Origin of the sequence: Rhodopila sp. (genome assembly GCF_965277165.1) — a bacterium.
Lineage (GTDB): Bacteria > Pseudomonadota > Alphaproteobacteria > Acetobacterales > Acetobacteraceae > Rhodopila.
In genome coordinates this window covers 1,691,582-1,703,206 of record NZ_CBDICE010000006.1, presented here as the reverse complement: position 1 = coordinate 1,703,206, position 11,625 = coordinate 1,691,582, and the positions used below count along the sequence as shown (strand labels likewise).

Here is an 11,625-nt window from a genome sequence, read left to right as displayed (position 1 = left end):
GGCCGGGCGACGGGCCAGCCTGCTTTGAAGTGCCATCGACGGGCCACGAGGGGGGATACGCCATGCCGCTACCGGCGAACACAGACGTCAGCACACCGAAATACCTGCGCGACAAATACGCCATCGCCGGCGTCGGCGAGACGAGCTACACCCGCGGATCGGGCAAGACCACGCGCGCATTGGGCACCTGGGCGCTGCGCAACGCCGCCGAGGATGCCGGGATCAAGACCTCCGACATCGACGGCATGCTGTCCTATTCCGGCAACGACAGCACCTCGGCCACCTTCATGGCCGGAGACATCGGCGCCAGGCTGAATTTCTACATGGATTGCATCGGCGGCGGGTCCTCGACCGAGGCGCTGGTCGGCATCGCTATCGGTGTGATCGAGGCTGGACTGTGCCGAACCGTTGCAATCTTTCGCGCGATGAACGGATTCTCCCAAGTCCGCATCGGCGGCACCGGGGCGCGTTCGGCGGTGCCGGTGAACGGGGAAATGTTGCACAACCGGGCCTATGGCTTCCAGAGCGCCGGCCAGATGTTCGCCCCAAGCTTCATGCGCCACATGTACGAATACGGCACCCGGCCGGAACAGCTCGCCATGGTCAAGGTTGTCCATTCCGAACACGCATCGAATAACCCGAAGGCGTATTACAAAAAGCGCTACAGCGTGGACGACGTGCTGAACAGCCGGATCATCTGCAAGCCGCTGCACCTGCTGGACTGCTGCGTGGAGACCGACAACGCCACCGCGATCATCGTCACCAGTGCCGATCGGGCCCGCGACATGCGCCACACCCCGGCGCTGATCCGGGGCATCGTCGGGCGATGCAACAAACCGCGCATGGACATGCACTACCAGGCCGGACCGATCGCGCGCGTCGCCGGCTACTACGCCCGCGACATCCTGTGGCCGAACGCCGGTGTCGGACCCGACGACATCGACGCCACCGGCGCCTACGATGCGTTCACCTTCACCGCCATGCTGCAACTGGAGGATTATGGCTTCTGCAAGAAAGGCGAGGGCGGCGAGTACGTGTCGTCCGGCATCACACGGCTAGGCGGCCGGCGGCCGAACAACACCTCGGGCGGCCATCTGTGCGAAGGTTACACCCACGGCATGAACATGGTGATCGAGAACGTCCGCCAGCTGCGCCACGACGCAGACGATTCCTGCCCGGTCGGGGCCGACGGCAAGCGCCGCCACAGCTACGACTACCGCGAGGGCGGTTGCCGCCAGGTCAAGGACATCGAGGTGACGGCCAACCTCGGCTGGGCCAATCCGATGACCGGGTCGGCCATGGTGATGCGGCGCGGTTAGATCGCATTAAGGTTGTATTGCGCGATCCGACTGGTGTCACCACGCACGGTGAGGATCGCCTGAGGGGAAAATCAGCATGTCACTACAAGGCAATTACCTGGGTATGGCACTGACAGTCGATGATCTGGACCAGGAAAACCTCGCCTATTTCGGCCATTGCGCCAAACACGACTTCCACCTGCAGAAATGTGACGAATGCCGGTTGCTGCGCTATCCGCCGACCACCGCCTGCCCGTGGTGCGCCAGTCCGCGCGCAAGCTGGACCGCGGTGCAAGGCAAGGGCGCGGTGCATTCGTACGAGGAAGTCCATCACGCCATCCAGCCGGCGTTCAAGGCGCATACACCCTACATGGTGCTGCTGGTGGACCTCGATACCCAGAACGGCCAGCCGACCGAACACGAGGCGCTGCGCGTGCTCGGCAATCTGACCACCCCGGACGGTGCGCTGGCGCCAGCCGATATGGTGCGCCGGGTCGGCATCGGCAGCCGCGTCCGCATGGTGTTCAGCGACGTGTCCGATGGTCTGGCTTTGCCGCAATGGACGCTGGATACCGAGGCCGGGCAGCCGGCCACGCCGTGGCGCTATCCACAAGAATAACATGCTTCTCGATCAGGTCTCGGCCGGTCAGATGCGGGCTGGCCAGATCCTCGCCGGTGCCGCCATGGCCGGCTTCATCGGCGCGCGGATGTTTCGCGGCCATGCCCGCAACATCCGTCTGGCGATCACAACACTCTATATCGTCGGCGTGATCGGTTTCACGATTTATGCCCTGAAGTGATGATCCCCTAGGGAGACCATGCCCTTGGGTGAACGTTCCGTCTAAGTATCTACCTCACCGGCCCAATCGCGATGGCTCAACCCCGATGGCGGCAGACCCGCCATTGCCTTCGGCGCGCAACCTGCACTAGCCTACGGCCGTCACGCTTCGGCGAAACCGTCAGGCGCGGCGTATACATAATGGCCCGCAACCGGCGCCGAACAGGAGGTTACGTGTTTCCTACGTCCAACAAAGTCTCTCGCCGGAATGCGTTGAAGATTGCCGCCGCCTCGGCGGCGCTGCCGCTGGTGCACATCCGCACCGGACACGCCGCGGGCAAGGTCTCGGTCGGCTTCTGGGACCATTGGGTGCCGGAAGGCAATGCCATCATGAAGAAGCAGTGCGCGGCATTCGGCGCCGCCCACCAGGTCGACGTGCAGGCCGACTTCATCACCTCGATCGGATCGAAGAACATCCTGACCATGGCGGCCGAGGCGCAGGCCAAGACCGGGCACGACATCCAGCAGTTTCCCGAATGGGAGGTGCAGAACCACGCCGACCAGCTTGAACCGATCGACGACGTCATGAAGCGGCTGACCGACAAATACGGCCCCGTCGCCGCGGCGAGCAAGTATCTGTTCAACATCAAGGGCCATTGGCTGGCGGTGCCGTGCAGTTCGGGCAACCAGAACAAGGGCCCGTGCGGCCGGATTTCGGTGCTGAAGGACGCCGGGCTGGATGTGCTGAAGATGTATCCCGCCGACGCCGGTGCCACGCCCGACGCCGACAATTGGACCTACGACACCATGCTGAAGGTGGCCGAGGCGTGCAAGAAGGCCAACATGACCTTCGGCATCGGTCTCGGCACCACCGCCGATTCCGTCGACACCGCGGGGTCGTTGTTCGCCGCCTTCGGGGCCGAACTGATCTCCGTCAAGGGCGACGTGACGGTGCACACGGACCAGGTCCGCCAGGCGCTGGAATACGGCCAGCAACTGGTCAAGCATCTGCCCCCCGACGCCGTCAGCTACGACGATGCGTCCAACAACCGCGCGCTGATCTCCGGCAAGAGCGCGCTGATCTGGAACCCGCCCTCGGCCTGGGCGGTGGCCAAGCGCGATGCGCCGAAAGTGGCGGCGGATTGCTGGACCTTCCCGGCGCCGAAGGGGCCGAAAGGCCGCTTCCTGCCGCTGGGTGCGTTCTCCTGGGGGATCTGGAACTTCAGCAGCAACAAGACCGCCGCCAAGGAACTGATCGAATACCTGTCGCAGCGGGAAAATGTCGAAGCACGCTGCAACGTGGTTTCCGGCTACGACGTGCCGCCGTTCGCCAGCATGACCGACTTCAAGATCTGGACCGAGGTGGAACCGCCCAAAGGGACCGTCTATCACTACCCGATCCGCAAGGCCGATCAGCAGGAAAGCTGGATCGCGATGGCCCCTGCCCCGCCCGAGATAGCGGTTCAGGCCTACAACCGCGGCACCATGCCGACCATGCTGGCCAAGCTGCAGAGCGGCCAGTCGATCAAGCAGGTGCAGGACTGGGCCCAGGACGAGCTGGAGGGCTTTACCCGCTAGTGTCCTGCGTCCGAAGTTCGCCGCACGATCAGCGACTTCAAGCAGGCCATTAAACACAAACCGCCAGCGTCAAGAGACCCAGATTCGCCTGCCACGGCGACCCGGGCCCCGAGACACTGCAGCAGTTGCGGCCGCCGAATCCTGCCGCCCCGCCACCGTCGCCCTCGGTCCACGTCGGCCGGCTGCGGTGCCCGGTGCGGCAGTCCTCGGCGCAACCGCCACATAAGGAGACCAAAAAAACACGCGGCGTGCGCAGCAAAGCTCGCCGCATCACAGGGAGGCAAACACAATGATCCGCTTGAACGGACTTTCACGTCGTGGCGCGCTCAAACTCGGCGCCGCCGCCGGCACGCTGCCGCTGGTTCACATCCGTACCGCCGGCGCCGCCGGAACGGTCAAAATCGGCTTCTGGGACCACTGGGTCCCCGGCGGCAACGCCATCATGCAAAAACAGGTCGATGCCTGGGCCGCGCAGAACAAGGTCGAGGTGCAGGCCGACTTCATCACCGGCAACGGCAACAAACTCAGCTTGACCGGCGCCGCCGAATCGCAGGCCAAGGCCGGTCACGACGCCCTGACCTTCTACAACTGGGACGTACACAACTACGCCGACGCGCTGGACCCGATCGATGACGTGATGGGACGTCTGATCGCCGCCAACGGCGCGGTGTCGCCGACCTGCACCTACCTGGCGAAAACCAAGGGTCATTGGGTCGCGGTGCCCACCAGCAGCGGCACCCAGACCAAGCCGCCCTGCGGCAGGATCAGTTGGTTCAAGCAGCACGGCCTCGACCTGCAGGCGATGTATCCGGCCCAGCCCGACAACACCAAGTTGGCGGACGACTGGACCTGGGACACCTTCATGAAATACGCCGAGGCGGCGCAAAAGTCCGGCATGACCTTCGGCCTCGGCCTGGGCGGGGGCACCAACACCGATGCGACCGACACCCATGGCGCCCTGTTCCACGCCTTCGGGGCAAGCCTGATCGATGCCAAGGGCGACATTCAGCTCAAGTCCGACGCGGTGCATCAGGTGCTCGAGTTCGCCCAGCGGCTGGTCAAGTTCTATCCCGACGAGGCGGTCAGCTACGACGATGCGTCCAACAACCGAGCGCTGATCTCGGGCAAGTCGGCGCTGATCTTCAACCCGCCCTCGGCGTGGGCGGTCGCCAAGCGCGACGCACCGAAGGTGGCGGCGGACTGCTGGACCTTCCCCGCGCCGAAAGGCCCGAAGGGGCGGTTCGTGCCGACCGCCAGCTTCTTCTGGGGAGTCTACAACTTCAGCAACAACAAGACCGCCGCCAAGGAGCTGATCGAATACCTGATGCAGCGACCCCAGGTGGAGGCGCGCTGCGACGCGGTCTCGGGCTACGACCTGCCGCCGTACGCCAATATGACCGACTTCAAGATCTGGCAGGAAGTCGAGCCCCCCAAGGGCACCGTCTATAATTACCCGATCCGCCCCTCCAGCGATCAGCAGCCCAGCCTGACCGCGTCCGAGGCACCGCCCGATGTCGCCGTGCAAGTGTATAGCCGAGCCATCCACAATCAGATGCTGGCGCGCCTGAAAGAGGGCCAGCAGATCCCGCAGGTCATCGCCTGGGCGCAGGATGAGCTGGAGGGCTTCCTCCGCTAGCGTCCTGCCCCAGAAAGTTCGCCGCACTTCGCGGCGGACGCCTGGGATCAGCAGGCCACTGAAAACAAATGAAAACAAATACCTAGTGTCGCGAGGCCGAGGTTCACCTGATAGGGCGAACTCCGGACTCGGGACACTAGATTGCGACCCACCTGACCTCGAACCTGACTCGCCCACTCAACAAAGGGATCGACCATGATCGGACGCCGCTGGCCGATGCAACCTCGAACCATCATGGATTGATCACGCAATCGACGGCGCTGGCAGCCGCTTCAGGCGGCTGCCGCGCGCCCGACCCGTCGGCGCCGTCGCATCTGTGATCGGAAAAACAACACGTGTGCGCAAGCGCCGTTGCGTGACATCGCGGCAATGGTTAGCCTAGATGTTCGCGACCATGCGAGGCGTGGACGCCTTGGGATATTGCGGGCGCTGATGGATACTGCCGCGCCGGCAACAGACGGAATGCTTGATCCGATAAACGGAACAAGCCAAAAATGGTAATGACTTGGCAACAGGCCAGCGCGGCAGGGAGACTGGTTCATGAATGCGCATCCGCGCGGCAACCCACCAACGACAAACGTGCCGGATCGCGCCCGAGACGCCATGACGGACGCCTGTCCATACCCCGGCGATCGACGCCGACCGCGACCAACGAATGCAGGCGCCACGCGGCCCGAACGACTGGCGACCGAGGCGTCACCAGCTACACGCCGGTTGACGATGCGCAACAACCGCCAACCGATCGGCCAATCCGCCTCGGATCAACGTCTACACCTGGCGGCTGACCGGGTTGGCCCCAACGGAATAAGCCCCAGCGCAATTAACCCCAGCGCAGTTAACCCCAGCGGCATTGGCCCCAACGGACAACCGGCCTCCGCCATATCAGCTTGGCTTCGGGAGATTTAACGGATGGCAGACGGCACCAGCATCCCGATCGGGGTCATGACACCCGGGCGAACCGCCACCCGGCGCGGCACCATGCGCCGGTTCGCCCAAAGGCGATCGACCACCGGCTTCCTGCTGTGCCTGCCGCTGATCCTGCTGGTCGCCGGGTTCGTCATCTATCCGGCGTTCTACGCGATCTATCTCAGCATGCTGAACAAGAAGATGACAGCGTTCGTCGGGCTGGGAAACTTCGCCTTCCTGCTCAGGCGCCACACCTTCCAGATGGTCATCTTCCAGAGCTGCCTCTACGCGCTCACCGCGGTGACCGCGAAAGTGATCATTGGCTTCATCCTGGCCCACCTGATGCACAACATCCCCGGCAAGAACCAGCGCATCTGGCGCGGCCTGCTGCTGGTGCCTTGGGTGATCCCGTTGGCGCTCTCGACGCTGACCTGGTGGTGGATGTTCGACCCGTCCTACTCGGCCTTCAACTGGATCCTGAACCAGTTCGGCTTCGCCAACGTGCCCTGGCTCGGCGTCGGCTGGATCGCCCGCTTCTGCACCATCACGGTCAACGTCTGGGGCGGCACGCCGTTCTTCATGATCATGTACCTGGCGGCCCTGAAGTCGGTGCCGGAGCAACTCTATGAAGCCTCGGCGATCGACGGCGCCAACGCCGTGCAGAAGCTGTTCTACGTGACCCTGCCGATGATGCGGAACATCATCTCGATCACCATCCTGTTCAGCCTGATCGTCACCTTCTCGGAGTTCGACATCGTCCGCATCCTGACCGCCGGCGGGCCGCAGGACATGACCCACATCTTCGCCACCTACGCCTTCCAGATCGGCATCCAGTCTGGCGACATTCCGCTCGGCGCGGCCGACAGCCTGTTCATGTTCCCGATCCTGGCCTTCGCGTCGTTCTTCGTGCTGCGCGGCGTGACTAGGCGCACCCAGGAGATCGCGGCATGAGCGCGACCACTGCGGGTCGGGTCAGGGTCGCGGCCAACCGCAGGCACAGCCTGCATCGGCAACGCAAATGGGCGTTATGGGGCAGCTACATCGCGCTCAGTGTGTTCGTCGTCATATTCCTGGCGCCGCCGTTCTACACCCTGATGACCAGCCTGAAAACGTCGGCCGAAATCTCCGCCCAGGTCGGCAGCCCCTGGATCGTGCACCACCCGACGCTGGCGAATTTCTGGTACCTGATCACGTATCCGAACTTCCAGCGCTACTACCTGAACTCGGCGATCGTGACGGTCGTGACGGTGGCCGTTTCCATGGTGATATCGGTGCTCGCGGCGTTCGGATTGTCGCGCATGGGATTTTGGGGCAGTCAGACGCTGTCGACCGGCGTCTTCCTGACCTACCTGGTGCCGCCGTCCCTGCTGTTCATTCCGTTGTTCCAGATCATCGGCAAACTCGGCCTGATCAACAACTTCTGGTGCCTCGTGCTGCTGTACCCCACCCTGGCGGTGCCGTTCTGCACCTGGATCATGATCGGCTATTTCAGCTCCATCCCCAAGGAACTGGATGAGGCCGCGCTGATCGACGGCGCCGGCTACCTGCAGATGCTGTGGAAGATCTTCATCCCGGTGGCAATGCCGGGCATCATCGCCGCAACCATCTTCGCCTTCACTATATCCTGGGGCGCGTTTCTCTACCCCCTCGCCTACCTCTACACGTCGAACCAGATGGTGCTGACGGTGGGCATCGTCTCCGACCTGATCCGCGGTGACGTGTTCGAATGGGGCAAGATCATGGCCGCCTGTGTGCTGGCCTCGCTGCCGCCGATTATCATCTACGCCTTCCTGATGGACTACTACGTCGCCGGCCTGACCGCCGGCTCCACCAAGGGATGAACTTCAAGAAACCCCAGGCCAAGAAACCCCAGGCGAGGAAACGAAATCACCATGGCTGAAGTCTCCGTCCGCAAGGTCGTCAAGGAATATGATGCTGGCGTGCAAGCGGTCAAAGGCATCGACCTCAACATCGCCGACCATGAATTCGTGGTGCTGGTCGGACCGTCCGGCTGCGGCAAGTCCACCACCCTGCGCATGATCGCCGGGCTGGAGGAAATCACCGCCGGCGAAATCTGGATCGACGGCGATGTCGTCAACGACGTGCCGCCACGCGATCGCGACATCGCCATGGTGTTCCAGAACTACGCGCTCTATCCGCACATGAGCGTGTTTGACAACATGGCGTTCGGCCTGAAGCTGCGCAAATTCGCCAAGGACGAAATCAAGCGCCGGGTCGACGAAGCCGCTCGGATTCTCGATATCGTGCCGCTGCTCGACCGCAAGCCGCGCGCGCTGTCCGGCGGCCAGCGCCAACGTGTCGCCATGGGCCGCGCCATCGTGCGCAACCCGAAAGTGTTCCTGTTCGACGAACCGCTGTCCAACCTCGACGCCAAGTTGCGCGTGCAGATGCGGACCGAGATCAAGAAGGTCCACCAGACCGTGCGCACCACCACGGTCTACGTCACCCACGACCAGATCGAGGCGATGACCCTGGCCGACCGCGTCGTGGTGATGAATCACGGCGTGATCGAGCAGGTCGGCACCCCGAACGATCTCTACCATCATCCGACGACGCGCTTCGTCGCCGGATTCATCGGCTCCCCGGCGATGAACTTCCTGCCGTGCCGGGTGCAGGATGGCGCCAATGGCGGCCTCGCGGTACGGCTGACCGATGCCATCACCGTGCCGGTGCCGCCGGCCCGCGCGGACCGCTACGGCGCTTTCAAGAACAAGGACATGGTGCTCGGCCTGCGCCCCGAACACCTGTTCGAGCATCACGAGCAGGGCAAGCCTGGCTGGATACGGGTCGATCTGCCGGTCGATGTCGTCGAACCGATGGGCATGGAAACCATGGTGCACTTCTTCGTCGACGGCGCCCCGGTCTGCGCGCGCGTCGATCCGGCCACACACGCTGAACCCGGCGAACTGATGCCGCTGACCGCCGACCTCAACCAGATGCACCTGATGGACGCGGACACCGGGAAAGTCGTCTGAACCGGTCGCGCCGACACCTTGCCGCCGACCCAGCCCAGCCTGATCCCGGTCTCCATCGTCACCGGCTTCCTGGGCAGCGGCAAGACCACCCTGATCAGCCGCATCCTGCGCAATCCAGCGTTCCGGCGAACCGCCGTCATCGTCAACGAATTCGGCGAGGTCGGACTGGACCACGACCTGATCGCCACCAGCGACGACTCGGTAGTGACCCTGACCACCGGCTGTCTGTGCTGCGCCGTGCAGACCGATCTCGCGCGCACCCTGATCGACCTGTCGGACCGTCGCGCCGCCGGATCGGCTAACTACGATCGCGTCCTGATCGAGACCTCGGGCCTGTCCGACCCGGTGCCGATCCTGCAGGCAATGATAACCGACCAAAACCTCGCAGCGCGCCACCTCGCCCCTGCGGTGGTGACCCTGGTCGACAGCGTGTTCGGCGAGACCACACTGCGCGAACACCAGGAGGCGCGCCACCAAATCGCCCTCGCCGACCGCCTGCTGATCAGCAAGACCGATCAACAAACGCCGGCCGAGGCCTTGCTCGCCCGACTGGCCAGACTGAACCCGAACGCGCCGCGCGCGACGACAGCGCAGGCCGATCCCGCCCTGGTGTTCGCCGCCCCCTCCATCGCCGCCCCCTCCATCGCCACCCCCTCGATCGCCACTCTGGCCGACCGCCTTGCCAACATCCCGCGCCCGAGCGGACACAACGGTATAGAAACGATTACGCTGACCCGGGACCAGCCGCTGCCGGGCCTGGCGCTGACCCTGCTGCTGCAGGCGGTGGCGGAACATTGTGGCCCGCGATTGCTGCGCCTGAAGGGCCTGGTGGCAATCGAGGAAATGCCCGGCCGCCCCACCGTTATCCACGGCGTCCGCCACGTGGTCGGCGCGACGGCGTTCCTCGACCGCTGGCCCAGCGACGACCTGCGAACCCGCATGGTATTCATCGCCAAGGGCGTGCCCCGCCATTTCGTCACGCGATTGTTGGAGGCGATCGAGGAAGAGGTGCGCGACGCCATGACCGACGCACCATCACGGTTCAGTTAACCCGACGCGGCGGAAAGCGGACGTCCCCGCCCAAACCGGCGGTTCCGCCGCTGATGCCCCGGACAAATGGCCGGCTCGCAGCCGTGGCGTCCACTACCAGTTTCCCGCCGCGGTCGAATCATGAACGTCACACCCGCACCGGGTTAATTTTCCATGTTGCACCGCAGCTTGCGTCTGGGTAGGACCTTTGGTTGATGCGCTTTATCGCCTACCTGATGCTCGTCCTTCTGGTGTCGGTGGCCCCGCCCGCCCACGCCCAGATGCCCAGCGGTCCGCCATCGGTCGGCGTGGCGCGCGCCAAGCAGACCGCGATCACCGAGACGTCGGAATTCGTCGGCCGCATCCAGGCCATCAACCGGGTCGCGCTGACCGCCCGGGTCACCGCCTTCATCGACCAGCGGTTGTTCACCGAAGGCGCCGAGGTCAATAAGGGCGACCTGCTCTACCGCCTGGAACGCGCCCCGTTCGAAGCCACTGTGCAGCAACAGGAAGCCGCCGTCGCCGACGCCAGCGCGCGACTGTCGAACGCCAACATCCAGCTGACCCGGGCACAATCGCTGCTCAACACACCGGCCGGACAACGCTCCAACGTCGATGACGCGGTGGCCAATCAGCGATCTCTGGCGGCGCAGGTGCTGTCGGCGCAGGCGCAGTTGAAAGCGGCGCAGATCAACCTCGGCTATACCGAGATCCGCGCCCCCGTCGCTGGCAAGATCAGTCGCACCAGCATCACTGTCGGCAATGTGGTCTCGCCCAGCAGCGGGCCGCTGGCCACCATCGTCAGTCAGGACCCGATGTATGTGCTGTTCCCGGTAGCGTCGCGCACCCTGACGGAACTGGAAAAGCGCTACGCCGACAAGGGCGGCATGAACGCTGTGGTGGTCAAGCTGCGGCTGCCCGACGGCTCGATCTACAGCCACGAAGGCAAGATCGATTACGTCGAGCCCTCAGTCTCGGCCACCACCGACACCATCCTGATGCGCGCCCAGATCGCCAATCCGCCGCGCCGGCCCGTCGAGGCCGGCCAGGAGGTGGAGCGGCCGCTGGTCGATGGCGCCTTCGTCACCGTTCTGGTGGAGGGCGTTCAACCGGTCATGGCGCTGGGCATCCCACGCAAGGCGGTGCTGTCGGATCAGCAGGGCGAATACGTCTATGTCGTCGGTGCCGACGACAAGGTCGAGCAGCGCCGAGTCCAGTTGGGTCAGTCGACGCCTGAAACCGCGGTGATCGCGGACGGCCTGAAGCCCGGCGAGATGGTCGTGGCCGAGGGAATCCAGCGGGTCCGTCCCGGCATCAAGGTCAGCCCCGGGCCAGCCAGCCCGCCGCCGGCCGAGGCTGCCGGCAAGTCCTGACATGACCCCCAACTTGATCCTGACACCATGA

At 64.3% G+C, this 11,625-nt stretch carries 10 protein-coding genes; all 10 read left to right on the top strand.

Annotation, left to right across the window (positions count from 1 at the left end; all coding sequences use genetic code 11):
* Positions 1-62: 62 nt before the first annotated feature.
* The 10 genes from ACQY4Y_RS19945 to ACQY4Y_RS19900 all read left to right on the top strand — a co-directional run bounded on the left by ACQY4Y_RS19945 (position 63) and on the right by ACQY4Y_RS19900 (position 11,594).
* Entirely contained in the window at positions 63-1,319 is a 1,257-nt protein-coding gene (locus tag ACQY4Y_RS19945; protein WP_428492331.1) for a thiolase C-terminal domain-containing protein, read from the top strand.
* Between the two features lie 76 nt (positions 1,320-1,395).
* On the top strand, positions 1,396-1,917 hold the full coding sequence (locus ACQY4Y_RS19940; protein WP_428492330.1) for a Zn-ribbon domain-containing OB-fold protein: 522 nt from the start codon (positions 1,396-1,398) through the stop codon (positions 1,915-1,917).
* Between the two features lies 1 nt (position 1,918).
* Positions 1,919-2,098 (top strand): hypothetical protein, encoded by a 180-nt coding sequence (locus ACQY4Y_RS19935; RefSeq protein WP_428492329.1) that lies wholly within the window; start codon positions 1,919-1,921, stop codon positions 2,096-2,098.
* A 212-nt stretch (positions 2,099-2,310) separates the two neighbouring features.
* Entirely contained in the window at positions 2,311-3,654 is a 1,344-nt protein-coding gene (locus tag ACQY4Y_RS19930; RefSeq protein WP_428492328.1) for an ABC transporter substrate-binding protein, read from the top strand.
* Positions 3,655-3,943: 289 nt separating this feature from the next.
* Positions 3,944-5,290, top strand: a complete 1,347-nt coding sequence (locus ACQY4Y_RS19925; protein WP_428492327.1) for an ABC transporter substrate-binding protein — start codon at positions 3,944-3,946, stop codon at positions 5,288-5,290.
* A 909-nt stretch (positions 5,291-6,199) separates the two neighbouring features.
* On the top strand, positions 6,200-7,147 hold the full coding sequence (locus ACQY4Y_RS19920; RefSeq protein WP_428492326.1) for a carbohydrate ABC transporter permease: 948 nt from the start codon (positions 6,200-6,202) through the stop codon (positions 7,145-7,147).
* Complete coding sequence (locus ACQY4Y_RS19915) at positions 7,144-8,037, top strand: carbohydrate ABC transporter permease (protein WP_428492325.1); 894 nt, start codon at positions 7,144-7,146, stop codon at positions 8,035-8,037. Before ACQY4Y_RS19920 ends, ACQY4Y_RS19915 begins: the two co-directional genes overlap by 4 nt.
* A gap of 51 nt (positions 8,038-8,088) precedes the next feature.
* Positions 8,089-9,192 carry an ABC transporter ATP-binding protein gene (locus ACQY4Y_RS19910; protein WP_428492324.1) on the top strand — a complete coding sequence of 368 codons (1,104 nt, stop codon included), beginning with the start codon at positions 8,089-8,091 and terminating at the stop codon, positions 9,190-9,192.
* An 18-nt stretch (positions 9,193-9,210) separates the two neighbouring features.
* Positions 9,211-10,242, top strand: a complete 1,032-nt coding sequence (locus tag ACQY4Y_RS19905) for a CobW family GTP-binding protein (protein WP_428492323.1) — start codon at positions 9,211-9,213, stop codon at positions 10,240-10,242.
* 194 nt (positions 10,243-10,436) lie between these two features.
* Positions 10,437-11,594 (top strand): efflux RND transporter periplasmic adaptor subunit, encoded by a 1,158-nt coding sequence (locus ACQY4Y_RS19900; RefSeq protein ID WP_428492322.1) that lies wholly within the window; start codon positions 10,437-10,439, stop codon positions 11,592-11,594.
* The last annotated feature ends 31 nt before the right edge of the window (positions 11,595-11,625 follow it).

Bases quoted from the DNA above. Each gene is read 5' to 3' on its own strand.
- ACQY4Y_RS19925 (WP_428492327.1), top strand. From the start codon at position 3,944: ATGATCCGCTTGAACGGACTTTCACGTCGTGGCGCGCTCAAACTCGGC.
- ACQY4Y_RS19900 (WP_428492322.1), top strand. From the start codon at position 10,437: ATGCGCTTTATCGCCTACCTGATGCTCGTCCTTCTGGTGTCGGTGGCC.
- ACQY4Y_RS19940 (WP_428492330.1), top strand. From the start codon at position 1,396: ATGTCACTACAAGGCAATTACCTGGGTATGGCACTGACAGTCGATGAT.
- ACQY4Y_RS19915 (WP_428492325.1), top strand. From the start codon at position 7,144: ATGAGCGCGACCACTGCGGGTCGGGTCAGGGTCGCGGCCAACCGCAGG.
- ACQY4Y_RS19920 (WP_428492326.1), top strand. From the start codon at position 6,200: ATGGCAGACGGCACCAGCATCCCGATCGGGGTCATGACACCCGGGCGA.
- ACQY4Y_RS19910 (WP_428492324.1), top strand. From the start codon at position 8,089: ATGGCTGAAGTCTCCGTCCGCAAGGTCGTCAAGGAATATGATGCTGGC.
- ACQY4Y_RS19945 (WP_428492331.1), top strand. From the start codon at position 63: ATGCCGCTACCGGCGAACACAGACGTCAGCACACCGAAATACCTGCGC.
- ACQY4Y_RS19935 (WP_428492329.1), top strand. From the start codon at position 1,919: ATGCTTCTCGATCAGGTCTCGGCCGGTCAGATGCGGGCTGGCCAGATC.